A 24516-nucleotide genomic window follows, 5' to 3' on the forward strand; every position below is an offset into this window, starting at 1 on the left:
GTGCAACCGCGCCCAAGAGATGGCAGAATGACACCGTCAGACGAACCCGGGGACCCGTTCAGGGCCACGAGGATCGACCCGACCACCACTAGGACAATGATGTCTGAGCACAACGTTTACGGTGCCGACTCGTCTGCGCCCGCGCAGCCGCTCACCAAGATCCGCACCCACCATCTGCAGAAGATGAAGGCCGAAGGCCACAAGTGGGCCATGCTCACGGCCTACGACTATTCGACCGCCCGCATTTTCGACGAGGCCGGCATCCCGGTGCTGCTGGTCGGCGACTCGGCGGCCAACGTCGTCTACGGCTACGACACCACCGTGCCGGTGTCGATCGACGAACTGATCCCGTTGGTTCGCGGCGTGGTGCGCGGCGCCCAGCACGCCATGGTCGTCGCGGACCTGCCGTTCGGCAGCTACGAGGCCGGCCCCGCCGCCGCCCTGGCCGCCGCCACGCGGTTCCTGAAGGAGGGCGGCGCGCACGCGGTGAAGCTCGAGGGCGGCGAACGCGTCGCCGAGCAGATCGCCTGCCTGAGCGCCGCGGGCATCCCCGTCATGGCGCACATCGGGTTCACCCCGCAGAGCGTGAACAGCCTGGGCGGCTTCCGGGTCCAGGGCCGCGGCGACGCGGCCGAACAGACCGTCGCGGACGCGATCGCGGTCGCCGAGGCCGGGGCGTTCTCCGTGGTGATGGAGATGGTGCCGGCCGAGTTGGCTACCCAGATCACCGGCAAGCTGACCATCCCGACCATCGGGATCGGGGCCGGACCGAACTGCGACGGGCAGGTACTGGTGTGGCAGGACATGGCGGGCATGAGCAGCGGCAAGGCCGCCCGCTTCGTCAAGCGCTTCGCCGACATCGGCGGGGAATTGCGCCGGGCCGCAACGCAATATGCGCACGAGGTGGCCGGCGGGGTTTTCCCGGCCGACGAACACTGCTTCTGATCCGCGGCGTAACCTGGTAGTAGCGGGCGCGCTGCGGCGTGCCCGCAGCGCAATGATCTGAGGGTCCCGCCTGGTCGACGACGTTATCCCGGTCACATCGAAAGCGCCGAAATGCGTTGTGTGCCAGGGATGTACGATTGCTTGTAGAGAGACGATCCGGACTCGAACAGCAAGGGTGGACCACATCGACCCTGGGAACCGAGGTGACTTCGTGCACCGCCGAACGGTGTTGAAGTTGCCGCTACTGGCGGCAGGAGGCATCGTTTTGGCCCGCGCACCCCACGCGTCCGCGCAGCCCCCGCGCACCACCCCACAAGCGAGCCGCTGGTCACCCGAACGGGCCAACCGCTGGTATCAGGCGCAGGGCTGGCCGGTGGGCGCGAACTACATCACGTCCAGTGCCATCAACCAACTGGAGATGTTCCAGGCCGACACCTTCGACCCGCGGCGCATCGACACCGAATTGGGCTGGGCCCAGTCCAACGGGTTCAACGCGGCGCGGGTCTTCCTGCACGATCTGCTCTGGGCGCAGGACCATCGGGGATTTCAGGGCCGGCTCGCGCGGTTCGTCGACATCGCCGCCCGCCACGGGATCAAACCCCTGTTCGTCCTGTTCGATTCGTGTTGGGATCCGTTCCCCCGGCCCGGTCCGCAGCGCGCGCCCCGGCCCGGCGTCCACAATTCGGGTTGGGTGCAGAGCCCGGGCGCCGAGCGGCTCGACGACCGCGGCTACGTCCGCACCCTGCGCGGCTACGTCACCGGCGTCCTGACCCAATTCCGCAATGACGACCGCATTTTGGGCTGGGACCTGTGGAACGAGCCGGACAACCCCGCGGACACCTACGCTTCGGTCGAGCGCAAAGACAAGCTCGACCTGGTCGCCAACCTGCTCCCGCAGGTCTTCGAGTGGGCGCGTTTGGTCGATCCCCGCCAGCCGCTGACGAGCGGCGTCTGGCACGGCGAGTGGGCCGACCCGGCACGCCGCAGCGTCATTGCCGGCATCCAGCTCGACAACTCCGACGTCATCACCTTCCACTCCTACGGCGAGCCGGCGGAGTTCGAGCGGCGCATCGCCGAGCTGGTCCCGCTCGGGCGCCCGATCCTGTGCACCGAGTACATGGCCCGGCCGCTGGGCAGCACGGTGCAAAACATCCTGCCGATCGCGAAGCGTGCCGGCGTCGGCGCGTTCAACTGGGGGCTGGTCGCCGGCAAAACCCAGACGTACTTTCCGTGGGACTCCTGGGACCACCCGAACCCGGATCCGGCGATGCCGCAAGAATGGTTTCACGACCTGCTGGGTCCCGACGGACGGCCGTTCCGCGACACCGAGATTCAGACGATTCTCGAGTTGAGCGACCTGGCGATGCATCTGCGGCCGCCGCCGGCCGGCTGACCGGGAGGCGTCTAGCGGCACCGATTCTGGAAGTCGGTCAGCGGCTGGCGGATGCCCTCGAGGTCGGCGTGGGTCTGCGGGTTGGCGTCCATGTACTGCTTCAACTGATCACGCATGTCGCTGCGCGGTTGGCCCTTCAAGCTGGTGAAGTAGTCGTTGACGTCGGGGTGCGTGAACAGGTAGGCCGACGTGGACGCGGCGACGCCCGCCGACACCTGGGCCAGATCGGCCGCCGTGCAGTTGGGCAGCGATGCGGGCGCCGGGGCCGGATCGTCCATCGGCGGGTCCGCGGCGGCCGAACCGGCCGTCGCGAAAAGCATTGCCACAGTGGCCGCGCAGGCCGCCAGCCCACCGGTTACGGCTCGGGCCGCCGGGCGAACAAATGACCCCATGCACACGCTCCTTCGTCGACCATCCGGTATTGGTACCGCAAACCATAAGGGGTTTCGGCGGCGCGCACGCGCGAATCAGGCGGCAAAGAAGTAGGGTCGGGCCGTGGCGGAAGTCCTTCAGACCCAGGTTTGCGTTGCCGGTGGGGGTCCCGCCGGCCTTGTTCACGCGTTGTTGCTCGCCCGTGCGGGCGTCCGGGTTGTCGTCTTGGAGAAGCACAATGACTTCCTGCGCGACTTCCGCGGCGACACGGTGCATCCGAGCACCCTGCGAATCATGGACGAGCTCGGCCTGGTCGATGAGCTCCTGCGTCTGCCGCACACCAAGGTCGATCGTGTCGCGTTCGACACCGACGGGACGATTCGCACCTTCGGCAACTTCGGTGTGCTCAAACGACTGGGTTTCAAACAGCCGTACATCGCGTTGATGCCGCAGTGGGATTTCCTCGACTTCCTCGCCGAAAAAGCCTCCGCCTACCCGGAATTCACGCTGATCCGCAACGCCGAAGTCAAAGACCTGATCTTCGACGGCGATCGGGTGATCGGTGCGCGCACGCCCGAATTGGAGGTGCGTGCCGACCTGGTCGTCGGCGCGGACGGGCGCAAGTCCGCGGTGCGGGCCGCGGCCGGGCTGGAGGTCGCCCGGGCGCACTCGCCGATGGACGTGCTGTGGTTCCGGCTGAACTGGCGTCCCGGCGATCCGCAGGAGCTGTACGGCGTGGCCCGCAAAGGCTTCATCATGGCCCTGATCTACCGGGGCGACTACTGGCAGATCGCGCATCTGATGCCGAAGGGATCGAACCCCCGCGACGGATCGCTCGAGGCATTCAAAGAGCGCATCGTGACGGCGCGGCCTCAGCTACGCGAACACGTCAACGACCTTCGCTCCTGGGACGAGACCAGTCAGCTCGACGTGCGGGTGGACCGACTCAAGACGTGGTGGCGCACCGGCCTGCTCTGCATCGGCGATGCGGCCCATGCCATGTCACCGATCGGTGGCGTCGGGATCAACCTCGCCGTCGCCGACGCGGTGGCGGCGGCCAACATCCTGAGCGCCCCGCTGCGCGAGGGCCGGCTGCGCGACGCCGACCTCGCCAAGGTGCAGCGCCGCCGCGAGCTACCCGCCCGGGTCATCCAGGCCATTCAGGTGGTCGCCCAGGATCGGGCCATCGCACCCAACTTGAACGGCGACCTTTCCCCCATCCCGATACCCGCGATCGTGGGTCGCGGCCCGCTGCAATCCATCCCGCCGATCGCCTTCGGACGCGGCCTGCGGCCCGAACACGTCCGCACCCCGGACGTGCACACGGCCTGACGTTTTGCGGCCCGCCCCGGCGATATTCAGATTCTCAGCCCGCCCGCCGCGCGGTGACGGCACAATGCAGGGAGCGCGAGGAAGGAGCTTGCAGATGAATCGCCGCCGCGGGCTTGCCGCATTGCTGGTGTTCTCGGGTGTGGTTGCCGTCCCCGCGATCCTTACCGCGGTGCCGTCCGCCGATCGGGTGGAGGCGACCGTGTGCGTGGGTGCGGGCCGGCGCATCTCGGTGAGCGGCTGTACCAACATCGCCGACAACATCGCCCGCTACGCCCCGCCGCCAGCGGTCTATGCGCCGCTGCCGGAGGACGAGACGACGGCCCCTCCTCCGCCGCCATAACGTCGTCACCTCCGTATGGCAGGCTATGGGTCTCGTCCCCACCGTCCACCACGTTCAAGGCCGCGGCGACGCGCCGTCAACGGAGCCGAAGATGCCTGCAAAAACGCCGCAGACCTCGCGTCATCTGGAGGTAGAGCGCAAGTTCGACGTCGTCGAGTCCACCGTGTCACCGTCGTTCGACGGGATCGCCGCGGTCGCCCACGTCGAGAAGTCGCCGACGCAAACCCTGGATGCGACGTACTTCGACACGTCCGCACATGACCTGGCGCGCAACAAGATCACCCTGCGCCGCCGCACCGGCGGCTCCGACGCGGGCTGGCACCTGAAGCTGCCGGCCGGGCCCGACGCGCGCACCGAGGTCCGCGCGCCGCTGGACGCATCCGGCCCCGGCGGGAACAACACCGTGCCCACCGAGCTGGCGGATGTCGTGCTGGCGATCGTCCGCGATCGTCCACTGCAACCGGTCGCGCGCATCACCACCGAGCGCGAGAGCCAGGTGTTGTACGACGCCGCCGGCGTCGCGCTGGCCGAGTTCAGCAACGACCACGTCACCGCATGGTCGACGCGCGGCGCCGAGGAGACTTCCGATGAAACCCCCGCGCCGCCCACCGAGCTGGAGTGGCGCGAATGGGAATTGGAACTCCTCGAATCCAGCGGCGGATCCAACGGGGCCGCCGGCACCGAGCTGCTGGACCGGTTGAGCAACCGGCTGCTGGACGCCGGCGCCGCGCCGGCAGGACATGGCTCCAAGCTGGCGCGGGTGCTGGGCACCACGCCGCCGGCCAACCGCGCGCAGCCATCGGAGGATCCGTTGCAGCGCGCCATCGCCGAGCAGGTCCGCGAGCTGCTGGTGTGGGATCGCGCCGTGCGCGCCGACGCCTATGACTCCATCCACCAGATGCGGGTGACCACCCGCAAACTGCGCAGCCTGCTGCGTGATTACCAGGATTCGTTCGGGTTGCCCGACGAAGGTTGGGTCCTGGATGAGCTGCGTGAGCTCGCCGGGATTCTGGGCATGGCGCGCGACGCCGAGGTGCTCGCCGAGCGATACGAGCATGACTTGGACGGGCTCGCACCGGAATTGGTGCGCGGCCCGGTGCGCGAACGCCTGGTCGGGGGCGCCCAACGTCGCTACCAGACCGGGCTGCGCCGGTCGTTGATCGCGATGCGCTCGCAGCGCTACTTCCGGTTGCTCGACTCCCTGGACGCGATTGCGGCCCAAACCCCGGGGGCCGCCTCGGCCGAGGAGCAGGCCCCGGTCACCATCGACGCCGCGTACAAAAAGGTCCGCAAGGCCGCCAAGGCCGCCGCCCAGGTCGATCGGGAGCAGCCCGACGACCCGCACCACCGCGACGAGGCGATACACCGAATCCGCAAGCGCGCCAAGCGACTTCGGTACACCGCAGCCGCGACCGGGGAGGCGAAGGTGTCCGAGCAGGCCAAGGCCGTGCAGTCGCTGCTCGGCGATCATCAAGACAGCGTGGTCAGCCGCGAACACCTGCGCCAGGAGGCCGAAGTCGCACACACCGCCGGCGAGGACACCTTCACCTACGGGCTGCTGTATCAGCGGGAGGCCGACCTGGCGCAGCGGTGCCGCCGCGAACTCGACGGCACGCTACGCAAACTCGCCAAGGCGGTGCGCAAGGCGGGCTACTAACCGCCAGCCAGGGTCGCGAGACTGCAACTACCGACGCCTCCACTCGGCGAACGGGTCGCTAGTTGCAGTTTCGCGGACGCCGGGGCGGGCGAGTTGGCCTGTAAGCCGGATTCTGTTCCCCACCGCCGCGCGTGAGCAACGGCGGTGCGGCGGCGACCATCCATCTGGACACACCGTCACCGGGTGCCTCGAGCGGCCTACCCGCAGGCTCGGGCGAGCAGCCCTCAAACGCCTGCGCGGCCGCACCAGAGGTGCGGCCTTCTTGGCCTTGCTTCGGGTGGGGTTTGCCTAGCCATCCCGGTCACCCGGGATGCTGGTGCGCTCTTACCGCACCGTTTCACCCTTACCACCGCGAGGGTGGCGGTCTGTTTTCTGTGGCACTTTCCCGCGAGTCGCCTCGGATTGCCGTTAGCAATCACCCTGCTCTGTGAAGTCCGGACTTTCCTCGAACCGCCTTGCGACGGCCCGCGGCCGCCCGGCCAACTCGTCCGCGACGATAAACGGTACCCGCTGCGCGGGACCAGTGCCAGCAACCGGTTTACCGTGGACTCGGATCACGAATCGGAAGGACGCGGATGTCCCGGTGGAAAAGGCGTGTCGATTCGGGCGATTGGGAGGCGATCGCCGCCGCGGTCGACGAGTACGGCGGAGCGCTGCTGCCGCGACTGGTCACCTCCGGCGAAGCGGCGCGGCTGCGCAAGCTCTATGCCGACGACGCCCTGTTCCGCTCCACGATCGACATGGCGCCCAAACGCTATGGGTCCGGGCAGTACCGCTATTTCCACGCGCCCTACCCCCAACCGATCGAGGAACTCAAACAGGCGCTGTATCCCCGGCTGCTGCCGATAGCCCGCGACTGGTGGGCCAGGCTCGGCCGGGACACACCCTGGCCGGACCGCCTCGACGATTGGCTGGCAGCCTGCCACGCCGCCGGCCAGACCCGATCCACCGCCCTGATGCTGAAATACGGTGCGGGCGACTGGAATGCGCTGCATCGTGACCTTTACGGGGACCTGGTGTTCCCCCTGCAGGTGGTGATCAACCTCAGCGATCCGGCCACCGATTACACCGGTGGGGAATTCCTCCTGGTCGAGCAGCGATTGCGGGCCCAATCCCGGGGCATGGCAACGCAATTGCCGCAGGGGCACGGTTACGTCTTCACCACGCGGGAGCGGCCGGTGCCCTCGGCCCGCGGCTGGTCCGCGGCGCCGGTACGCCACGGTGTGTCCGTGGTTCGCACCGGGCAGCGCTACGCCATGGGACTGATCTTTCACGACGCGGCGTAAGGGTTATCCGTCGCGCCGCAACGCAATCACGTTGTCGGGCACCCTGGCCGTTTCCCCGTTGACAGTCATCTCGCGCTCGACGGAATCGGCCCGCAGCCGAGTCCAGGCGCCTGCGTTCAGCCGCAACGCGGCAATCACCTCCTCGATGCCGAGGAAGGAGTGGTCGTGGTGCTGCGCCGACGGGGGCGCCGCCCCGTGGTCCACGATCAGCAGCACACCACCGGGGTTCACCCGTTCGGCGGCCTGCCGCAACACGTTTTCCCGGTCCAGGCGGGCCGGCGAATGAAAATACTGGGCAGAGATCAGGTCGAACATCCCTTGCGGGAAAGTCTCGTCGAGGTTGTGTCGCTGAAAGTCAATGTGATCGGCCAGGTTTCGCGCCGACGCGGCCTCAGCGGCGCGCCGCAGTGCGGTGTCGGAGACGTCGACGGCGACCACCTGCCACCCGCGCTCCGCGAGCCACAGCGCGTCGGCTCCTTCTCCGCAGCCCAGGTCCAGGGCCCGGCCCGGCGACAGGTCGGCGGCCACCTCGGCAAGCCGGGCGTTGACCCGTCCGCTCCACACCCGTTCGGCGGAACGGTAGCGCTCTTCCCAGAACTGCTGGGCATCGTCGGGTTTGCAAGAACTGTCCACACCGCGAGCTTGCCCATCGTGGATCGTTTTGCCAAGCTGAATTGCCATGCAGGCAAAAACCACCCCCGATATCGACCTCGTGGTGCGGCGGAGACTCCGCGAGCTGCGGGTCCAGCGCGGCATGACGCTGCAGGAGGTCGGCGAGCGGGCCGGCATCGACGTCTCGACGCTCAGCCGCCTCGAGTCGGGCAAACGCCGCCTGGCGCTGGATCATCTGCCGCGGCTGGCCCGGGCCCTGTCGGTGAGCACCGACGAGTTGCTGCAGGCCTCGCACGCGCCGGACCCGCGGGTACGCGGCACCGCGCACACCCACCACGGCGTCACCTACTGGCCGTTGACCCGCCAGGGCCCCGCCGGCGGCCTGCACGCATTCAAGGTGCGCGTCAGCGCCCGGCGCCGCAACCCGCCCGCGGACCTGCCCGTGCATGAGGGGCAGGACTGGATGTACGTGCTTTCCGGCCGGATGCGGCTCATCCTGGGCGACCGCGACTTCACGATCGACCCGGGCCAGGCCGTCGAGTTCTCGACGTGGACGCCGCACTGGTTCGGCGTGGTGGACGGGCCGGTGGAGGCCATCGTGATCTTCGGCCCGCACGGCGAGCGGCTTCACCTGCACGACTGACAGGCGCGGCGCTAGCGTGGTGGTGGTGGACCGGGGCTCGGAATACGCCGTGGCCGCGCCGCGCAGCGCGCCGGGCGTGACGTCGATGGTCGGCTACCGGACCTTGCAGGCACCCGGGGGCGTGCACCGCGGCATGCCGTCCTCGACGTTGACGTTCATCGTCAGCCTCGACGACGGGGTGGAAGCCGGTGACACCGCAAGCGCACTCGAGGCCGCCCGCCCAAACCCGCTGCTGCTGAGCGGCCTGCACGTGCAGGCGAGTCATGTGCGGCAGCGCCGCGGCCAGGCGGGGGTGCAGCTGGCGGTGCATCCACTCGCAGCACGTGCGCTGTTCGGCGTGCCCAGCGCCGAGCTTCCCGTCGCCGGATATGACGCGACCGCCGTCCTGGATCGCGGCGTCGTCGAACTGCATCATCGGGTGACCGAGGCGCCCGGGTGGACGGACGTTTTCGCGCTGGTGGCCGGCTATCTCGTCGACGCGCAAGATCGCCGCGAGCGCGCGGCCGTGCGCCCCGAGGTTGCCTATGCCTGGCATCTGCTGGAGCGCAGCCGGGGCCTGATGCCGGTTGCTGCCCTGGCGGACTCGGTGGGGGTGACGGCGCGGCACCTGACGACGCTGTTCCGCCGCGAGGTCGGCCATTCGCCGAAGACGGTGGCGATGCTGATGAGGTTCGAGTGCGCGACGGCGCGCATCGCCGGTTCGGCGCGCCGGTACGGACGCGTCGATCTCGCACGAGTCGCGGCCGCCGCCGGATACAGCGACCAGGCGCACATGACCCGTGAATTCGTCCGGTTCGCCGGTGTGCCGCCGCGGCAATGGCTGGCCGAGGAGTTCCGAAACATTCAAGACGGCGGCCATTCGTTCGGCGCACAGTGGGACCATGACCGCTTCGAATCCGACCGTCTGGTTGACATTGCAGGCCCATGACGCACCCAAGCTGATCGACTACTACATCGACACATTCGGCTTCGTCCTCGCGGCGCGCTACGGACAGGGCGAGACCGTCGATCACGCGCAACTGAATTGGCCGCAGGGATGCGGAGGCATCATGCTCGGCACCTACAAGCCCGGCGCGCAATGGTGCCGCGAACCCGGCACCGCCGGCGGCTATATCGTCACCGCCGACCCCGACGCGCTCTACGAGCGCGTGCTACACCGTAAGGCCGAGGTCGTGCGTCCGCTGGCCGAAACCGACTACGGCGCACGGGAATTCACCGTGCGCGATCCCGAAGGCAACCTATGGTCCTTCGGCGACTACGGCGGCGCGTCGCCGTCAGCCGGCTAGATACGCCGTCTGGTTCACCAACCGCACCGAAGGGGCTCCGTCGGAATAGAACTCGGCGATGCTCAACGACGCCAGGTCGAGATGCGACCGCATGGAAATGCGCCGGGGACTGCATGAATTTCGAGAGCGCACAACGACTGCGAACGCCGTCACCGTGGGCCCCGACGAAATGGCCCGGCGCTGCTGCCTGAATTGACCGCACGCAGCGAAGCTACCGTGCGGCGGAGCCGCCGACCGCCGCCGCGCACTAATCGCACTAAAACAACCGCTTCGGGGTACCCCACAGCGTGAGGTCATCACACATGGTGCAGGAGGCAACGACGTATGGCCATGAACGTCGCTCACAAGCTGATCAGCTCGCATCTGGAGTCCGGGGAGATGTCCCCGGGCGAAGAGATCGCACTCCGCATCGATCAGACGCTGACCCAGGATGCCACCGGCACGCTGGTGATGCAGGAGCTCGAGGCGCTTGGCCTCGATCGCGCCCGCACCGAGGTCAGCGTGCAGTACGTCGACCACAACCTGCTGCAGGGCGACGAGAAGAACGCCGAGGATCACGAGTACCTGCGCACCGCGGCGCAACGCTTCGGCCTGTGGTTCTCCAAACCGGGCAACGGGGTCTCGCACCCGACCCACATGCAGCGCTTCGGCATCCCCGGCAAGACGATGGTGGGCTCCGACTCCCACACTCCGGCGGCCGGATCGCTGGGCATGCTCGCGATCGGCGTCGGCGGCCTCGAGGTGGCGCTGGCGATAACGGGGCGGCCTCTGCACATCCGCATGCCCGAGGTATGGGGGGTGCGACTCGACGGTGAGCTGCCCCAGTGGTGTTCGGCCAAGGACGTGATCCTGGAGATGTTGCGGCGCCACGACGTCAAGGGCGGGGTGAACCGGATCATCGAGTATCACGGTCCCGGCGTGGCGACGCTGACGGCAATGGACCGCCACGTCATCGCAAACATGGGAGCCGAACTCGGCGCCACGACGACGGTGTTTCCCAGCGACGACGCCGTGCGCGAATTCCTGCGCGCCGAGGGACGCGAGGACGACTGGACGGAGTTGCTGGCCGACGACGACGCGGGCTACGACGTCGAGGACACCATCGACCTGTCGCAGATCGAGCCGCTGATCGCCAAACCGTCATCGCCGGGCAACGTGGTACCGGTTCGCGAGGCGGCCGGCGAGGAGATCGCCCAGGCGGTGATCGGCTCCAGCGCCAACCCCGGGCTGCGCGATTTCGCGATCGCGGCCGCGATGGTGGCGGGACGCCAGACGGCCCCGCAGGTCAGCTTCGACATCAACCCGACATCGCGCGAGATCCTGGCCGACCTGACCAAAATGGGAGCGACGCTGGATCTGGTGGTGGCCGGCGCCCGCATCCACCAGGCGGGCTGCATGGGGTGCATCGGCATGGGCCAAGCCCCCGCGGTCGGTCGGAACTCGCTGCGCACGATGCCCCGTAACTTTCCGGGCCGGTCTGGCACCAAGGAGGATGCGGTCTGGCTGTGCTCGCCCGAGACCGCGGCGGCGTCGGCGCTGACGGGAGTGATCACCGATCCACGGGACTGGGCCAAAGAGGAGCAGATGGAGTATCCGAAACTTGATCTGCCCGAGCGCAATTCAGTTAACACCGCGATGCTGGTGCCCCCGCTGGACGCCGAGGAGGCACAACGTGTCGAACCCGTGAAGGGGCCCAACATCTCCAGCCTGCCCGAGTTGTCGCCGCTGCCAGACGAAATCGAGGCGCCGGTGCTACTCAAGGTCGGCGACAATATCTCCACCGACGAGATCTCACCGGCCGGGGTGCAGGCGCTTCCGCTTCGGTCCAACATCCCGAAGCTGGCGATGTTCAGCTTCACCCGGGTCGACGACTCCTACCCCGAACGGGCTCAACAGGCCGGCGACGGTGGGCACATCATTGTCGCCGGGGACAACTACGGCCAGGGCTCGTCGCGTGAGCATGCCGCGATCGCCCCGCGCTACCTCGGGTTGCGTGTCGTCATCGCCAAGTCCTTCGCCCGCATCCACTGGCAGAACCTGGCCAATTATGGGATTTTGGCGCTCGAGTTCGAGAATCCCGACGACTACGACTCGATCGACCAGGACGACACGCTCCGCATCCAAAATCTGCGCGCGATCGACAAAGAGGATGCCCTGCAGGTCGACAATGTGCGTAAGGAATCGTCGTTCGCGGTGCGGCATCGGCTCTCGCCGCGACAAGTCAAGGATGTGTTGGCCGGCGGCCTGATCCCCCGGCTCAACCAGGAGCAGGAGTGAGGTTTACAGGTACGCCGTCTGGTTGACCAATCGCACCGAAGAGGCTCCGTCGGAATAGAACTCGGCGATGCTCAGCGAGGCCAGGTCGAGGTGCAACCGATAGAGGATGCCGGGCCCGGCATCCAGCGCCTCCCGCAGCAACATCTTGATCGGCGTCACGTGGGACACCACCAGCACCGTCGTGCCCTGATGGACGGCGAGGATGCGTTCACGAATGCTCGAGACCCGGTCGAGCACCGCGTCGAAGCTCTCGCCGCCCGGCGGGGCGGTGCTGGTGTCGCGCAGCCAACGACCGTGCAGGTCGGGGTCGCGCTCGGCGGCCTCAGCGAACGTCAACCCCTCCCAGGCTCCGAAATCGGTCTCGATCAGGTCGTCGTCGACGGTCACGTCAAGGCCCAGGGCCTTGGCGGCCGCCGCCGCGGTGTCGTAGGCCCGTTGCAGCGGGGAGGAGAAGACCGCCGAGATCCCGCCGCGCTGAGCCAGATACCGCGCCGCGGCATCGGCCTGCCGCCGCCCCACTTCGGTGAGCGCCGGGTTACCGCGCCCCGAATAGCGGCGCTGCACCGACAACTCCGTCTGCCCATGGCGCAGCAGCAGCAGCCGGGTCGGGGTGCCGCGCGCCCCGGTCCAGCCGGGCGCCGACGGGGCGGGGGCGGTCACGGGTTCGGGCTTTTTCACCGGGGCGGATTGTTGTGCCGGTGCGGGCTTTTCGACCGCACCGTTGGCCTCGGCCGCGGCGTCCATCGCCTCGTTGGCCAACCGGTCGGCGTGCGAATTGCGCTCCCGCGGTATCCACGAGTAGCTGATCTTGTCGAACCGCGCCGCCAGGCGTCGGGCCTGGGCGTTGAGCTCGATCAGGTCGGGGTGCTTGACCTTCCACCGCCCGGACATCTGCTCCACCAACAGCTTGGAATCCAGATACACCGCGGCCTCGCTGGCGCCCAGCTTCAGGGCGTCGTCCAAACCGGCTATCAGGCCCCGGTATTCGGCGACGTTGTTGGTTGCCCGGCCGATGGCCTGCTTGTTCTCGGCCAGCGCGGTGGTGCGGTCCTCGGTCCACACCACGGCGCCGTACCCGGCCGGCCCGGGGTTGCCGCGTGATCCGCCGTCGGCTTCGATGACCACCTTCACTGATCGAACCCCTTGACCCGCAGCAGGATCGCGCCGCATTCCGGGCATCGCACCACGTCGTCTTCGGCGGCGGCCGAGATGCGGGACAGCTCACCGCGGTCGATCTCGAGGCGGCAGGCGCCGCACCGCTTTCCCAGCAGCTGCCCGGCGCCCGGCCCTCCCCCGGCGCGCTGCCGTTCATACAGGGCGGACAGGGCCGGATCGAGTGCGGCGCTCAGTGAGTCGCGTCGCGACGAATGAGCCTCGCGGGCCTCGGTGATTTCGGCGAGCGCGGCGTCGAGTGCTTGGCGCGCGCCGGCCATCTCGGCCTCCAGAGTCTCGAGCGCCCGTTGCTCGGTGTCCAACTGGGACTGCAGCTCCTCCCGACGTTCCATCACCTCGAGCAGGGAATCCTCCAGGCTGGCCTGGCGACGTTGCAAGGTCTCCAGCTCGTGCTGCAGGTCCGCCAGTTGCTTGGCGTCGGTCGTTCCCGACTGCAGCAGCGCCCGATCTCGATCTTCGCGCTGGCGCACCGCGTCGATCTCCGACTCGAGTCGCTTGACGTGAGCGTCGATGTCTTCCAGGGCGATCCGCACCGCGCCCTGCCGGTCTCCGGCGGCCTCGTATTCCTCCTGCATCCGCCGGCAAGCCTCCTGCTCCGGCAGATGCGCGGCCCGGTGCGTGATGCGGGACAACTCGGCATCCAGTTTCGACAACTCGAGCAGCGAACGCTGCTGTGTCACCTCGGCTTTCATGACTGTTCTCCCCCGGACTCGTTGTCACCGTGCTCGACATTCCAGGGGTCGGTACGAATCGAGCTCACCCGCACGGCAAGCTCCCCACCGAAACGCGACCGCAGCAGATCGGCGGCCTGTTCACACCACGGGAATTCACTTGCCCAATGTGCCACATCGACCAGGGCCACATCCGAGGCGCGGCGATGCTCGTCGGCCGGATGGTGGCGCAGATCGGCCGTGACGTAAGCCTGCACCCCGGCCCCGGCCGCGGCGGCCAGCAGCGAATCGCCGGCGCCGCCGCAGACGGCGACCCGCGACACCGCCATCTCGGGATCGCCCGCCGCCCGCACCCCCCAGGAGGTCCGCGGCAGTGCGGCGTGCACGCGGGAGACGAAGTCGCGCAACGGTTCCGGGCGGGCCAGCGTGCCGATGCGGCCCAGCCCGGCGTCGCTGGGCGGCGGCACCATCGCGAAGATGTCGAACGCGGGCTCCTCGTAGGGATGGGCGGCGCGCAGGGCCGCCAGCACCGCGGCCCGGGCCGGCACGGGCGCGACGACCTCGAACCGGTCTTCGGGGACCCGCTCGACGGTGCCGACGCTGCCGACTGCGGGCGAGGCGCCTTCGTGCGGCAGGAACTGCCCGATCCCGGTGACGCTCCAGCTGCAGTGCGAGTAGTCGCCGATGTGACCGGCGCCGGCCTCAAACACCGCCGCCTGCACCGCTTCTGCGTTCTCCTTGGGCACGTAGACGACCCACTTGTCGAGGCCGGGCGCACCCGTCGCCGGCTCCAGCACGGCCTCGACGCTGAGACCGAGGGCGGCGGCCAGCGCGTCGGACACACCCGGGCTGGCCGAGTCGGCGTTGGTGTGCGCGGTGAACAGCGAACGCCCGGCCCGGATCAGCCGGTGCACGAGCGCGCCCTTGGGTGTGCTGGCGGCCACGGTGTCCACGCCGCGCAACAGCAGCGGGTGATGGGCCAGCAGCAGGCCCGCGTCGGGGACTTCGTCGACGACCGCGGGCGTCGCATCGACCGCGACGGTGACCGACTCCAGCGCGTCGTCGGGGTCACCGCATACCAGGCCCACCGAGTCCCACGATTCGGCGAGCCGCGGCGGGTATGCCTCGTCGAGCACCGCGATGACATCGGCCAGCTTGACGCTCACCGGTGCACCTCCGCGATCGCTTGCACCAGCAGCGGCCACTCCCGGCGCACCGCGGCCCGCAAGTACTGCTCGTCCAGGCCGACGAACGTGTCACAGCGACGGATGGCAATCCCCCTGTCCTGCAGTCGTTTTCGCAATTGAACGGCGTCCGGCGCGCGGAACAGCACGAACGGGGCCTGGCCGTCGACCACGCCGGCGCCCACCGACGCCAGCCCGGCCACCATCTCGGCGCGCAGCTGCCCCAGTCGCGCCGCGCCGGCCTCCGCGTCGGCGACCGCCCGCGGGTCGCAGCACGCCGCGATGGCCGTCAGCTGCAGCGTGCCCACCGGCCAGTGCGCCCGCTGGGCGGTCAACCGCGCCAACACCTCCGGCGATCCCAGCGCGTAGCCCACCCGCAGTCCGGCCAGCGCCCAGGTCTTGGTCAGGCTGCGCAGCACCAGCACGTCGGGCAGCGCGTCACCGGCCAGCGATTCCGGCTCCCCGACAATCGCGTCGGCGAAGGCCTCGTCGACCACCAGGATCCGCCCGGGCCGGCGCAACGCGAGGAGCTCGTCGCGGCGGTGCAGCACCGAGGTGGGATTGGTGGGATTGCCCACGACGACAAGGTCCGCGTCCTCGGGAACGGCCGCCGCCGCGAGGCCGAAGGGCGGCCGCAGTACCACGTGGTGCACCGGCACCCCGGCGGCACTTAGCGCCGCCTCCGGCTCGGTGAACGCCGGCGCGATGACCGCCGCCCGCGCCGGACGCAGGTTGCCCAGCAGGGCGAACCCCTCGGCCGCCCCGGCCAGCGGCAGCACCTCGTCGCGGGCCCGGCCGTGGCGCTGGGCGGCCGCGTCCTGCGCCGCGTGGACGTCGTCGATGCTCGGGTAGCGCGCCAGGTCGGGCAACCGCGCGGCCAGCCGTCGCTGCAGCCATTCCGGCGGTTGGCCGTGACGGACGTTCACGGCGAAGTCCAGCATCCCGGGCGCGACGGCCTGATCACCGTGATAGCGCGCCGCAGGCGGGCTCAGGTTCAGACTCGCCATCCGTGAAACACTAGTGCGCCGCGCGGGCCGGCCGGACGTACACCGGCAACACCGTCGCAGCCGGCCGCGCCCATCGAGGACAATGGTGAGGTGACAGGCACAACGTCAGCCGATCCCCAGGCCCCGGGGGCGCAGCTGGTGATCTTCGATCTCGACGGCACACTGACCGACTCCGCCGAGGGCATCGTGGCCAGCTTCCTGCATGCGCTCAACCACATCGGCGCCCCGGTGCCCCCCGGCGACCTCGTCGCCCAGATCGTGGGCCCGCCGATGGACGACACCTTCCGATCCATGGAACTCGGCGACGACGCCGAGGAGGCGATCGCGGCCTTCCGCGCGGAGTACGGCGCCCGGGGGTGGGCGATGAACGCGCTGTTCGACGGGATCGAGGCGCTGCTGGTCGACCTGCGCGCCGCCGGTGTCCGGCTGGCCGTGGCCACCTCCAAGCTGGAACCGACCGCGCGGCGCATCCTCGCCCATTTCGAGCTCGACCGGCACTTCGAGGTCATCGCCGGGGCGAGCCCCGACGGCTCCCGCAAAGCCAAGGTCGAGGTGCTCGCCCACGCGCTTTCGCAGCTGACGCCGCTGCCCGAACGGGTGCTGATGGTCGGTGACCGCAGCCACGACGTGCACGGCGCGGCCGCCCACGGCATCGACACCGTGGTGGTCGGCTGGGGATACGGCAGGGCCGACTTCCCCGACAAAGCCGCGGGTTCCGACGGCGTCACGCACGCCGCGACCGTCGACGAGCTGCGGAGGGCGTTGGGTGTCTGAGCGCGAAGCCCTGCACATCACGTTCGTGTGCACCGGCAACATCTGCCGGTCGGTGATGGCCGAGAAGATGTTCGCCGACCAGCTGCGCCGCCGCGGCCTGGCGGACGCGGTGCGGGTGAGCAGCGCCGGGACCGGCAACTGGCACGTCGGCGAGTGCGCCGACGAGCGGGCCGCCGGCGTGCTGCGCGCCCACGGCTACGCCTGCGAGCACCGCGCCGCGCAGGTCGACGCCGAGCACCTGGCCGCCGATCTTGTGGTGGCCCTGGACCGCAACCACGCCCGGATGCTTCGGCACCTGGGCGCCGACGAGGACCGCGTCAAGATGCTGCGGTCGTTCGATCCGCGCACCGGCGCGCACACCCCCGACGTCGACGACCCCTACTACGGCGACGCAAAAGACTTCGAACGCGTCTACACCGTCATCGAGGCCGCGCTGCCCGGCCTGCACGACTGGGTCGACGAACGCCTCGCACAGGACGGGTCGGGTTGATGCGCCGATTGGCGTTTGTGCTGCGCCCGGGCTGGATCGTGTTGGCGCTGGTGGTCATCGCGTTCGCCTATCTGTGCTTCACCGTGCTCGCGCCCTGGCAGCTGGGAAAGCACAGCAGGACCTCGCGGGAAAACCACCAGATCGAGCACTCTCTGAACACCGCGCCCGTCCCGGTGAAAACCGTGCTGCCGCAGCAGGATTCGTCCGCCGCCGCGCAACAGTGGCGCCAGGTCACCGCGACCGGGCATTACCTGCCCGACATCCAGGTGCTGGCCAGGTTGCGGGTGATCGATTCCAAACCCGCGTTCGAGGTGCTCGCGCCCTTCGTCGTCGACGGCGGACCCACCGTGCTGGTCGACCGCGGCTACGTGCGGCCACTGGAGGGATCTCGTGTTCCACCGATTCCCCGCCCACCGGCCGACACGGTGACCATCACGGCGCGCCTGCGCAACTCCGAGCCCGCCGCGGCGGGCAAGGATCCCTTCATGGGAGACGGTGTGCGGCAGGTCTATTCGATCGACACCGAGCAGGTCGCGGTGTTGACCAAGGTGCCGCTGGCCGGGTCGTACCTGCAGCTGGTCGACGGGCAACCCGGTGGGCTCGGGGTGGTCGGCGTGCCACAGTTGGACGCCGGACCGTTCCTGTCCTACGGCATCCAGTGGATCGCGTTCGGCATTCTCGCCCCGATCGGGTTGGGCTACTTCGCGTATTCGGAGATCCGGGCGCGTCGTCAGGACAAACAGCGGCGGCCCGCACCGGAGGCCGCGCCGGCTGAACACGCGCCGCAGACGGTCCAGGACAAACTCGCCGACCGTTACGGTCGGCGCCGGTAACCGGCCAGCAGCCCCGCCACGAGCGTGGCGCCGGCTTGCACCAGCGACGACAGCGTGACCGCCCGCCGCAGGTCGGCGACGGTGGGTTCTCGGCCGTCGCCAAGCGTGGGCCGGATCTGCAGCTCGTGGCGGTATTGGGTGGGCCCGCCCAGGCGCACCCCCAGCGCGCCGGCGAACGCCGCCTCGACGGGGCCGGCGTTGGGGCTGGGATGGCGTCCGGCGTCGCGCCGCCACGCCCGCGCCGCGCCCGACGCTGAGCCACCCACCAGGGGCGCCAACGCCACCGCCAGCGACGCCGTCACCCGCGCGGCGAGGTAGTTGGCCACGTCGTCCAATTTCGCTGCGGCCCAGCCGAATCGGAGGTAGCGCGGCGAGCGGTAGCCGACCATGGCGTCCAGGGTGTTGATGCCGCGGTACGCCAGCACGGCGGGCACGCCGCCGGCCGCCGCGAAGAGGAGCGGCGCCACCTGGGCGTCGGAGGTGTTCTCGGCGACCGATTCCAGCGACGCCCGGACCAGGCCCGCGCCGTCCAAAGAGGCGGGGTCGCGCCCGCACAGCGACGGCAGCAGCGCGCGGGCGCCCTCGACGTCGCCGCGCTCCAGCAGCTCCGACATGGCCAACCCGGTGCGCGCCAACGAGGTTCCGCCCAGGCAGACCCAGGTGGCCGCGGCGGTCACCGCGATCGGCCACGACCGCCCGCCGCGCGCGGCGGCGCGTTGCGCCGCCGCGCCGAGCAGGCCCAACGACCCGATCAGCACGCCCACGTGCACGGCGCCGGCCGCCCTGCTTTCGCGGTAGGTCAGGTTCTCCAGCTCGGCGGCGGCCGTGCCGAACGCCGCGACGGGATGGCCGCGTCGCGGGTCGCCCAGCGCGCGATCAGCCAGGTAGCCGGCCAGCACGCCGGTCGCGCGGGCGCGCGTCGCAAACACCCCGGCAGCGTCTCACACCCGCCCGGCTGATCGGCTCAGCGCACCGTCGCGAAAAACGCGCGCAGGTCCTCGACGAACAACTCCGGTTCCTCGAACGCCGCGAAATGCCCGCCGCGCGGCATGTCGGTCCAGTGGGTGATGTTGTAGGCCGGCTCGCACCAGCTGCGCGGAGCTTTCAGCAGTTCGCCGGGGAAAGCCGCGACGCCCGTGGGCAATTCGACGCGGTCTCCCCCGCCCCAGACCGCGAAGCTCTCCCAGTACAGCCGGGCCGACGACGCGGCGGTGTTGGTCACCCAGTAGACCATCACGTTGTCGAGCAGTTCGTCGCGGCTGACCGCGTTCTCGGGATGGCCGTCGCAATCGGCCCAGTCCCAGAACTTTTCGACGATCCACGCGAGCTGGCCCACAGGCGAATCGGCCAATCCGTAGCCGAGTGTCTGTGGCCTGGTGGACTGTTGCTTGGAATAGCCGGTGCCCCATTTACGGTGATTGGCCAGCCCGGCCATGGCTTGTCGTTCCTCGTCGGTGGGATTCGACAGTGCGTCCTTGGTGGGTCGGCCCACCGGCATGTTCAGGTGAATGGCCGCGCAATGGCCCCGATTGCGGCCGATCTGGGTGGTGACCGCGGCGCCCCAGTCGCCGCCCTGGGCGCCGTAGCGCTCGTAGCCGAGCCGCAGCATCAGCGTTTCCCACGCCTCGGCGATCTTTTCCACGCCCCACCCGGCGCCAGTGGGTTTGCCGGAGAACCCGTAGCCCGGCAGCGACGGGCACACGACGTGGAAGGCGTCCTCGGCGCGACCCGACGCGGGGTTGGTCAGCGGCTCGATCACCTTGTGGAACTCCACGATCGAGCCCGGCCAGCCGTGCGTGATCACCAAGGGGAAGGCGCCCTCGTACGGCGAGCGTTGGTGGATGAAATGGATGTCCAGGCCGTCGATTTCGGTGATGAAGTGGTCGAAACGATTGAGCGCGGCCTCCCGCGCGCGCCAGTCGTAGTCGTTGGCCCAATAGTCGGCCAGTTCGCGGGTGTACGCCAGCGGCATGCCCTGGCTCCAGTCGTCGACGCATTCGGCCTCGGGCCAACGGGTTCGGGCCAGCCGCGCGCGCAGATCGTCCAGAACATCATCAGCGACGTCGATTCGAAAGGGCTTCACCCGCTCACTGTATGCACGCTCCCGGCTACAGAAACGCCCGGTTGCCGTATCGGTCGAGCGACACGAGTTCTCCGACCGGCCGTCGCGTAGTGGGACCGTATTTCCCCATCGGCCAGCCCAGCGGAATCACCGCGCACGGAGTGACATTGCGCGGCAGGCCCAGGACCCGCTTGGCCAAAAGCGTGCTCCACAGCGGCATCGTGATCAACGCGGCGCCCAGCCCCGCCGCGCGCGCCGCCAGCAACAGGTTCTGTATCGCGGGATAGATGGAACCGTAAGCGCTGCTCGCACCGATCGGGGGCCACGGCGCGACAAAGCCCTTCAGGCATGCCACCACGACCACGGGGATGTCGTCGAAGTGCTCCGCCTGCCATCGCACCGCTTTCAATACCCGCAGCATCTTGTCGTCCGCGCGGCGCTGCAGAGCACGCTGGTAGATGGGTCCGAAGGCCTTCATGGCGGTGCGATTCAGCCGGCCCAGCTTCGCGACCACCTCGCGGTCCTTGACCACGATGAACTCCCAGTTCTGCGCGTTCGAACCGGTCGGCGCCTTCATCGCGAGTTCGAGAAGGTGCAAGACGAGGGCGTCGTCGACGGGGTCGGGCTTGAGACGACGGATGGCACGCTGGGTCCGCATCGCTTCTTCGAGAGGCATGTTCAGGGGTGCTTGTGGGGTCATGCCCTCGATTCAACACGGCCGCGCGTCATAGCTGACTCGCCGCACGCGAGGATGTGACCATGGATCCCAGGCTGACCGCGCGGGTCGAACAGGCTCGATCGATCCCGTTGCTCGTCTGGCGATTCGGCGAGCCGCGGCTGTGCATCTCGTCGGGCCCGCTCGGCGGCGGCGTGGGCGCCCGCGACTGGTTGGTCAACGCGACGGTCCCGCTGGATTACGACCGGATGGACCCGGGCCGCCACCTGACCGAGATCGGTGCCGCGCTGGGGCTCGTCGGCACCGGCTGCGGGTTGCTCACCGCGGTCGACGTGACCCGTCACCACCTCGCCGCGGACGACGGCGTGCACGCCACCGCGACGGTCGGGCTGTCCAGCCCCGCCTGGGCCGCCGCGCCCGACCGGCACTTCCGCCGCGAGGTGCCGGCCGGCCTGCGCACGAGCGCGTTCACCGACTACGAGATCGTCGAGTACCGACCGCTCACCGACGGCGACGGATACCGGGTGGGGACCATCAACATCGTGGTCGCGGCGCCGGTGCGGCTGTCCGGGGCGGCCCTGGTCAACGCCGTGGCCACCGCCACGGAGGCGAAGGTGCAGGCGCTGCACGAGGTCGGGGTGCGCGCCACCGGAACCGCGTCGGACGCGATCGTCGTGCACTGCCCGACGGACGGCGCCGAGGAGACCTACGGCGGGCCGCGGTCGGTGTTCGGCGCCCGGATCGCCCGCGCGGTGCACGCCGCGGTGCTCGCCGGCGCCCGGTCCTGGATTTCGGGGCCCGAATACCGACCCTCCTGGTAGGCAGGCGAGCGTAGACCCCGCGAGCGTAACCGGGCTGCGAAAATCGGCGCCCGAAATCGCAGCCACGTTACGCTCGCGCGCCGTCGCCAGCGATTGTCGCGGCGCGGTCCGGGGTATCGCTGACCCATGGGAACGACGACGGCGCCACGCGTACTCGTGGTGGTGTCCGCGGCCGACCGGATTCCGCTGAACAACGGCCGCAGCGCGCTGACCGGCACCTATCTCGGTGAACTGGTCGAACCGACCGACGCCATGCGCCGGGCCGGGTTCGAGCTTGCTTTCGCCACACCGGGTGCGCGAATTCCCGTCATCGACGGCACCTCATGCAGCCTGATGTACTTCGCCGGCTCGCGGAAAAAGCGAGACGCCGCCTTGAATAGCTATCGGGAACTCCTCGAACTCGGCCTCGCGACGCCGGCCAAGCTCGAAGAAATCGCCCATGACACACAGCGCCTGGACGGGTTCGATGCCTTGTTCGTGCCGGGCGGTCATGAGCCCCTGGTCGACCTGCTGCACCGCGACGCGTTTGCCGACGACTCGCTCAACGACCACTTCGGCGCGCTCGTCCGATACTTTCACGATGCTGGGCGACCAACGGGGTTGATCTGTCACGCTCCGGCCGCGCTCGCGGCGGCTCCCACCGTCGAGGGCCGGTGGACCTACGAGGGCTACCGCATGACCTGCTTCAAGACCGGCGTGGACACGATGTTGTCGACGGCCCCACTGGCGCGCCGCTTCAAGGGACGACTCAACGACGACCCGACCGAGCTGTTGAAGGCGCGCGGCGCCAAGGTTCAACAGACTTTCCTGCCGATGGGCAGCAAGGTCGTCGAGGATCGCGAACTGATCACCGGCCAAGACCCGTACTCCGCCAAGGCGTTCGGGGCCGCCTTCGTCACAAAGGTCCGGGCTCGTGCCGAGGCGCCGCGAGCGTAACGGCACGGCGAAAATCGGCCGTCAAAATCGCAGCCAGGTTACGCTCGCGGACCGGCGGGCCAAAGAGTGGGCGCGGACGGTATCGAACCGCCGACCGCTGGTGTGTAAAACCAGAGCTCTACCACTGAGCTACGCGCCCGTTGCTGCGGGCAGGCTACCCGCCCGACGGCCAAGTCCCCAAAATCAAGCCTTCAACGCCGCCAGGGCATCGGTCCACAGCCGCTGATCGCGCGACTCGCCGGGCTGTTTCATCTCCGCAAATCGAATGATCCCGGACCGGTCGACGACGAACGTCCCGCGATTGGAGTAGCCGGCGTCGTCGTTGAACACGCCGTAGCTCTGGCTGACCGCGCCGTGCGGCCAGAAATCCGACAGCACCGGGAAGGTGAAGCCGCTGTCCAGCGCCCAGACCCGGTGCGTGGGCGGCGGACCCACCGAGATGGCCAGCGCCGCGCTGTCGTCGTTGTCGAAGTCGGGCAGGTGATCCCGCAGCTGGTCCAGCTCGCCCTGGCAGATCCCGGTGAACGCCAGCGGGAAGAACACCAGCAGCACATTCTTGGCGCCGTGGTAGGAGCTCAGCGTGACACGCTGTTGATTCTGGTCGCGCAGAGTGAAGTCCGGGGCGGCGGTGCCGACCGACAGCATCAACGCTTCCCGGCCCGGGACTTGGGCTGCACCAGCCGGCTGGCGCTCCAATCCCCCAGGTTGACCGACGAGGTCGGCATCAGACCGGCGGTGGGAGCCGCCTCGGCGATCTCGGCCGGCAGCACGTGTCCCGGTTTCCCGGTCTTGGGCGTCAGCACCCAGATCACACCGTCTTCGGCCAGCGGGCCGATCGCGTCCATCAGCGTGTCCACCAGGTCACCGTCGCCGTCGCGCCACCACAGCAGCACGACGTCGACTACCTCGTCGGTGTCCTCGTCGAGCAGCTCGCTGCCGCAGGCTTCCTCGACCGCCGCGCGGATCTCATCGTCGGTGTCTTCGTCCCAGCCCCACTCCTGGACAACATGGTCGGGTTGGATGCCCAGTTTGCGAGCGTAGCTCGGGGCGTGATCCGCCGCGACCACCGTGGAGCCTCCTTCAACATCCTCGCGATGTGCGATTCGCCGATTATCGTCGCACAGCGCGAACGCCGTTCACACTTCCGCCTCTTTACGTTGCCAAGCAGAGTTTGATTGCTTTCTTTTTCGTGTCGTTGAGCTGATCGACCCGCCTGTTGAATTCCGACGTCCCCGCGTGTGTCCCAATGGCGTTGGCCACCGAGTGCGCGGCGTCGACGTACGCATTGAACGCGTCCTTCATCTGCTGCGACATCGCGTCACTGAAGCTGTTGGCCACCGTGGTGGCGCTGTCGTTGAGGGCGTCGATCGCCGGGCCCTCGGTGGGGCCGGTGCCGCGGCCCGCGTTGAACGCCTGGACGAATTCGTTGGTCCTGTCGATCGCGTTCTTGCTGGTGGTGATCAGCGACGCGCAAGCGGTGCGCACGGCCTTGGTGGTCAGCGACTGCTGACGCTGGGACTCGCGGACGCTCGAGGTCGCCGACGAGGCTGACACCGACGCGGACACCGACTGGCGGTAGGCGGGGGCCACTTTCGTGTCGGGGGTCGCGGTTCCGTTCGTGACCGACGTACATCCCACGATGCCCATCAACGCGGCGGCGGCACACCCCACCGCCAAAGCACCACGCCGGGGGAAGGCCCCCACCTGCCTCGGGGGGACGGCACGCCACCGGATGAGCACAGGCCT

The 24516-nt window shown here is 69.1% G+C and carries 27 protein-coding genes, 1 tRNA gene and 1 other RNA gene; 15 read left to right on the plus strand and 14 right to left on the minus strand.

Annotation, left to right across the window (positions count from 1 at the left end; translation table 11 throughout):
- Positions 1-99 precede the first annotated feature (99 nt).
- Complete coding sequence (panB, locus tag ACZ50Z_RS10165; protein ID WP_464483435.1) at positions 100-945, plus strand: 3-methyl-2-oxobutanoate hydroxymethyltransferase; 846 nt, start codon at positions 100-102, stop codon at positions 943-945.
- 211 nt (positions 946-1156) lie between these two features.
- A complete protein-coding gene (locus ACZ50Z_RS10170; protein ID WP_464483436.1) occupies positions 1157-2338 on the plus strand; it encodes a glycoside hydrolase 5 family protein in 1182 nt (393 codons plus the stop codon).
- Between the two features lie 11 nt (positions 2339-2349).
- Here ACZ50Z_RS10170 and ACZ50Z_RS10175 read toward each other — a convergent pair whose 3' ends face one another.
- A complete protein-coding gene (locus ACZ50Z_RS10175) occupies positions 2350-2730 on the minus strand; it encodes a heme-binding protein (protein WP_464483437.1) in 381 nt (126 codons plus the stop codon).
- Between the two features lie 103 nt (positions 2731-2833).
- Between ACZ50Z_RS10175 and ACZ50Z_RS10180 the strand changes: the two genes are divergently transcribed.
- The 3 genes from ACZ50Z_RS10180 (at position 2834) to ACZ50Z_RS10190 (ending at position 6039) form a co-directional block, all read left to right on the plus strand.
- A complete protein-coding gene (locus tag ACZ50Z_RS10180) occupies positions 2834-4042 on the plus strand; it encodes an FAD-dependent oxidoreductase (protein ID WP_464483438.1) in 1209 nt (402 codons plus the stop codon).
- Positions 4043-4136: 94 nt separating this feature from the next.
- Complete coding sequence (locus ACZ50Z_RS10185; RefSeq protein WP_083019925.1) at positions 4137-4382, plus strand: hypothetical protein; 246 nt, start codon at positions 4137-4139, stop codon at positions 4380-4382.
- Positions 4383-4473: 91 nt separating this feature from the next.
- Positions 4474-6039: a CYTH and CHAD domain-containing protein gene (locus ACZ50Z_RS10190; protein ID WP_464483439.1), complete on the plus strand. Its 1566-nt coding sequence runs from the start codon at positions 4474-4476 to the stop codon at positions 6037-6039.
- An 85-nt stretch (positions 6040-6124) separates the two neighbouring features.
- On the opposite strand, the gene rnpB is transcribed toward ACZ50Z_RS10190, so the two are convergent.
- Positions 6125-6526, minus strand: an RNA gene (gene rnpB / locus ACZ50Z_RS10195) — RNase P RNA component class A.
- An 88-nt stretch (positions 6527-6614) separates the two neighbouring features.
- Here rnpB and ACZ50Z_RS10200 point away from each other — a divergent pair.
- The gene (locus tag ACZ50Z_RS10200) at positions 6615-7325 is read left to right on the plus strand and encodes a 2OG-Fe(II) oxygenase (RefSeq protein WP_464483440.1); all 711 of its coding nucleotides are present in this window, start codon (positions 6615-6617) and stop codon (positions 7323-7325) included.
- Between the two features lie 3 nt (positions 7326-7328).
- Here ACZ50Z_RS10200 and ACZ50Z_RS10205 read toward each other — a convergent pair whose 3' ends face one another.
- The gene (locus tag ACZ50Z_RS10205; RefSeq protein WP_464483441.1) at positions 7329-7958 is read right to left on the minus strand and encodes a class I SAM-dependent methyltransferase; all 630 of its coding nucleotides are present in this window, start codon (positions 7956-7958) and stop codon (positions 7329-7331) included.
- A gap of 46 nt (positions 7959-8004) precedes the next feature.
- Between ACZ50Z_RS10205 and ACZ50Z_RS10210 the strand changes: the two genes are divergently transcribed.
- The 4 genes from ACZ50Z_RS10210 to ACZ50Z_RS10225 all read left to right on the plus strand — a co-directional run bounded on the left by ACZ50Z_RS10210 (position 8005) and on the right by ACZ50Z_RS10225 (position 12143).
- Positions 8005-8580, plus strand: coding sequence for a helix-turn-helix domain-containing protein (locus ACZ50Z_RS10210; RefSeq protein ID WP_464483442.1), 576 nt, complete (start codon positions 8005-8007; stop codon positions 8578-8580).
- An 85-nt stretch (positions 8581-8665) separates the two neighbouring features.
- Positions 8666-9508, plus strand: coding sequence for an AraC family transcriptional regulator (locus ACZ50Z_RS10215; RefSeq protein ID WP_464486165.1), 843 nt, complete (start codon positions 8666-8668; stop codon positions 9506-9508).
- On the plus strand, positions 9462-9866 hold the full coding sequence (locus tag ACZ50Z_RS10220; RefSeq protein WP_464483443.1) for a VOC family protein: 405 nt from the start codon (positions 9462-9464) through the stop codon (positions 9864-9866). Before ACZ50Z_RS10215 ends, ACZ50Z_RS10220 begins: the two co-directional genes overlap by 47 nt.
- A gap of 324 nt (positions 9867-10190) precedes the next feature.
- The gene (locus ACZ50Z_RS10225; RefSeq protein WP_464483444.1) at positions 10191-12143 is read left to right on the plus strand and encodes an aconitate hydratase; all 1953 of its coding nucleotides are present in this window, start codon (positions 10191-10193) and stop codon (positions 12141-12143) included.
- Between the two features lie 3 nt (positions 12144-12146).
- On the opposite strand, the gene ACZ50Z_RS10230 is transcribed toward ACZ50Z_RS10225, so the two are convergent.
- From ACZ50Z_RS10230 to cobC, 4 genes are read right to left on the minus strand one after another with little or no spacing between them, the layout of a single operon-like run.
- Positions 12147-13274: a bifunctional RNase H/acid phosphatase gene (locus ACZ50Z_RS10230; protein ID WP_464483445.1), complete on the minus strand. Its 1128-nt coding sequence runs from the start codon at positions 13272-13274 to the stop codon at positions 12147-12149.
- Positions 13271-14008 (minus strand): zinc ribbon domain-containing protein, encoded by a 738-nt coding sequence (locus tag ACZ50Z_RS10235; protein WP_464483446.1) that lies wholly within the window; start codon positions 14006-14008, stop codon positions 13271-13273. The genes ACZ50Z_RS10230 and ACZ50Z_RS10235 overlap by 4 nt, the downstream gene beginning before the upstream one ends.
- Positions 14005-15153 (minus strand): Nif3-like dinuclear metal center hexameric protein, encoded by a 1149-nt coding sequence (locus ACZ50Z_RS10240; RefSeq protein ID WP_464483447.1) that lies wholly within the window; start codon positions 15151-15153, stop codon positions 14005-14007. Before ACZ50Z_RS10240 ends, ACZ50Z_RS10235 begins: the two co-directional genes overlap by 4 nt.
- Entirely contained in the window at positions 15150-16178 is a 1029-nt protein-coding gene (gene cobC / locus ACZ50Z_RS10245; protein ID WP_464483448.1) for an Rv2231c family pyridoxal phosphate-dependent protein CobC, read from the minus strand. Before cobC ends, ACZ50Z_RS10240 begins: the two co-directional genes overlap by 4 nt.
- A 90-nt stretch (positions 16179-16268) precedes the next feature.
- Here cobC and ACZ50Z_RS10250 point away from each other — a divergent pair, with 90 nt between their 5' ends.
- Genes ACZ50Z_RS10250 through ACZ50Z_RS10260 form a run of 3 tightly spaced genes read left to right on the plus strand, consistent with a single transcriptional unit; the run spans position 16269 to position 18275 of the window.
- Positions 16269-16952, plus strand: coding sequence for an HAD-IA family hydrolase (locus tag ACZ50Z_RS10250; RefSeq protein WP_464483449.1), 684 nt, complete (start codon positions 16269-16271; stop codon positions 16950-16952).
- Positions 16945-17442 (plus strand): low molecular weight protein-tyrosine-phosphatase, encoded by a 498-nt coding sequence (locus tag ACZ50Z_RS10255; RefSeq protein WP_464483450.1) that lies wholly within the window; start codon positions 16945-16947, stop codon positions 17440-17442. The genes ACZ50Z_RS10250 and ACZ50Z_RS10255 overlap by 8 nt, the downstream gene beginning before the upstream one ends.
- Complete coding sequence (locus tag ACZ50Z_RS10260; protein WP_464483451.1) at positions 17442-18275, plus strand: SURF1 family cytochrome oxidase biogenesis protein; 834 nt, start codon at positions 17442-17444, stop codon at positions 18273-18275. The genes ACZ50Z_RS10255 and ACZ50Z_RS10260 overlap by 1 nt, the downstream gene beginning before the upstream one ends.
- Here the strand turns inward: ACZ50Z_RS10260 and ACZ50Z_RS10265 are convergent.
- The 3 genes from ACZ50Z_RS10265 to ACZ50Z_RS10275 are packed head-to-tail and all read right to left on the minus strand — an operon-like array spanning position 18257 to position 21013.
- Positions 18257-19204 carry a cobalamin biosynthesis protein gene (locus ACZ50Z_RS10265; RefSeq protein WP_464483452.1) on the minus strand — a complete coding sequence of 316 codons (948 nt, stop codon included), beginning with the start codon at positions 19202-19204 and terminating at the stop codon, positions 18257-18259. The genes ACZ50Z_RS10260 and ACZ50Z_RS10265 overlap by 19 nt on opposite strands.
- A gap of 35 nt (positions 19205-19239) precedes the next feature.
- A complete protein-coding gene (locus ACZ50Z_RS10270; protein WP_464483453.1) occupies positions 19240-20358 on the minus strand; it encodes an epoxide hydrolase family protein in 1119 nt (372 codons plus the stop codon).
- A gap of 25 nt (positions 20359-20383) precedes the next feature.
- On the minus strand, positions 20384-21013 hold the full coding sequence (locus tag ACZ50Z_RS10275) for a nitroreductase family protein (RefSeq protein WP_464486166.1): 630 nt from the start codon (positions 21011-21013) through the stop codon (positions 20384-20386).
- Positions 21014-21096: 83 nt separating this feature from the next.
- Here ACZ50Z_RS10275 and ACZ50Z_RS10280 point away from each other — a divergent pair, with 83 nt between their 5' ends.
- The gene (locus ACZ50Z_RS10280; protein WP_464483454.1) at positions 21097-21834 is read left to right on the plus strand and encodes an adenosylcobinamide amidohydrolase; all 738 of its coding nucleotides are present in this window, start codon (positions 21097-21099) and stop codon (positions 21832-21834) included.
- Between the two features lie 126 nt (positions 21835-21960).
- Positions 21961-22770 carry a DJ-1/PfpI family protein gene (locus ACZ50Z_RS10285; RefSeq protein WP_464483455.1) on the plus strand — a complete coding sequence of 270 codons (810 nt, stop codon included), beginning with the start codon at positions 21961-21963 and terminating at the stop codon, positions 22768-22770.
- Between the two features lie 67 nt (positions 22771-22837).
- Here ACZ50Z_RS10285 and ACZ50Z_RS10290 read toward each other — a convergent pair.
- From ACZ50Z_RS10290 to ACZ50Z_RS10305, 4 genes are all read right to left on the minus strand, one after another.
- Positions 22838-22909, minus strand: a tRNA-Val gene (locus tag ACZ50Z_RS10290).
- A gap of 44 nt (positions 22910-22953) precedes the next feature.
- The gene (locus ACZ50Z_RS10295; protein ID WP_464483456.1) at positions 22954-23415 is read right to left on the minus strand and encodes a peroxiredoxin; all 462 of its coding nucleotides are present in this window, start codon (positions 23413-23415) and stop codon (positions 22954-22956) included.
- Complete coding sequence (locus tag ACZ50Z_RS10300) at positions 23415-23837, minus strand: DUF3052 domain-containing protein (RefSeq protein WP_464483457.1); 423 nt, start codon at positions 23835-23837, stop codon at positions 23415-23417. The genes ACZ50Z_RS10295 and ACZ50Z_RS10300 overlap by 1 nt, the downstream gene beginning before the upstream one ends.
- Positions 23838-23922: 85 nt before the next feature.
- Positions 23923-24510 carry a hypothetical protein gene (locus ACZ50Z_RS10305; protein ID WP_464483458.1) on the minus strand — a complete coding sequence of 196 codons (588 nt, stop codon included), beginning with the start codon at positions 24508-24510 and terminating at the stop codon, positions 23923-23925.
- Positions 24511-24516 lie beyond the last annotated feature (6 nt).

Source organism: Mycobacterium sp. NTMscope_MAC_269 (assembly GCF_976985695.1).

Coding starts and splice junctions, on each gene's coding strand:
- ACZ50Z_RS10260 (WP_464483451.1), top strand. CDS start 17,442: ATGCGCCGATTGGCGTTTGTGCTGCGCCCGGGCTGGATCGTGTTGGCG.
- ACZ50Z_RS10280 (WP_464483454.1), top strand. CDS start 21,097: ATGGATCCCAGGCTGACCGCGCGGGTCGAACAGGCTCGATCGATCCCG.
- cobC (WP_464483448.1), bottom strand. CDS start 16,178: ATGGCGAGTCTGAACCTGAGCCCGCCTGCGGCGCGCTATCACGGTGAT.
- ACZ50Z_RS10275 (WP_464486166.1), bottom strand. CDS start 21,013: ATGCCTCTCGAAGAAGCGATGCGGACCCAGCGTGCCATCCGTCGTCTC.
- ACZ50Z_RS10285 (WP_464483455.1), top strand. CDS start 21,961: ATGGGAACGACGACGGCGCCACGCGTACTCGTGGTGGTGTCCGCGGCC.
- ACZ50Z_RS10220 (WP_464483443.1), top strand. CDS start 9,462: ATGACCGCTTCGAATCCGACCGTCTGGTTGACATTGCAGGCCCATGAC.
- panB (WP_464483435.1), top strand. CDS start 100: ATGTCTGAGCACAACGTTTACGGTGCCGACTCGTCTGCGCCCGCGCAG.
- ACZ50Z_RS10175 (WP_464483437.1), bottom strand. CDS start 2,730: ATGGGGTCATTTGTTCGCCCGGCGGCCCGAGCCGTAACCGGTGGGCTG.
- ACZ50Z_RS10215 (WP_464486165.1), top strand. CDS start 8,666: ATGGTCGGCTACCGGACCTTGCAGGCACCCGGGGGCGTGCACCGCGGC.
- ACZ50Z_RS10235 (WP_464483446.1), bottom strand. CDS start 14,008: ATGAAAGCCGAGGTGACACAGCAGCGTTCGCTGCTCGAGTTGTCGAAA.
- ACZ50Z_RS10185 (WP_083019925.1), top strand. CDS start 4,137: ATGAATCGCCGCCGCGGGCTTGCCGCATTGCTGGTGTTCTCGGGTGTG.
- ACZ50Z_RS10210 (WP_464483442.1), top strand. CDS start 8,005: ATGCAGGCAAAAACCACCCCCGATATCGACCTCGTGGTGCGGCGGAGA.
- ACZ50Z_RS10225 (WP_464483444.1), top strand. CDS start 10,191: ATGGCCATGAACGTCGCTCACAAGCTGATCAGCTCGCATCTGGAGTCC.
- ACZ50Z_RS10295 (WP_464483456.1), bottom strand. CDS start 23,415: ATGCTGTCGGTCGGCACCGCCGCCCCGGACTTCACTCTGCGCGACCAG.
- ACZ50Z_RS10190 (WP_464483439.1), top strand. CDS start 4,474: ATGCCTGCAAAAACGCCGCAGACCTCGCGTCATCTGGAGGTAGAGCGC.
- ACZ50Z_RS10200 (WP_464483440.1), top strand. CDS start 6,615: ATGTCCCGGTGGAAAAGGCGTGTCGATTCGGGCGATTGGGAGGCGATC.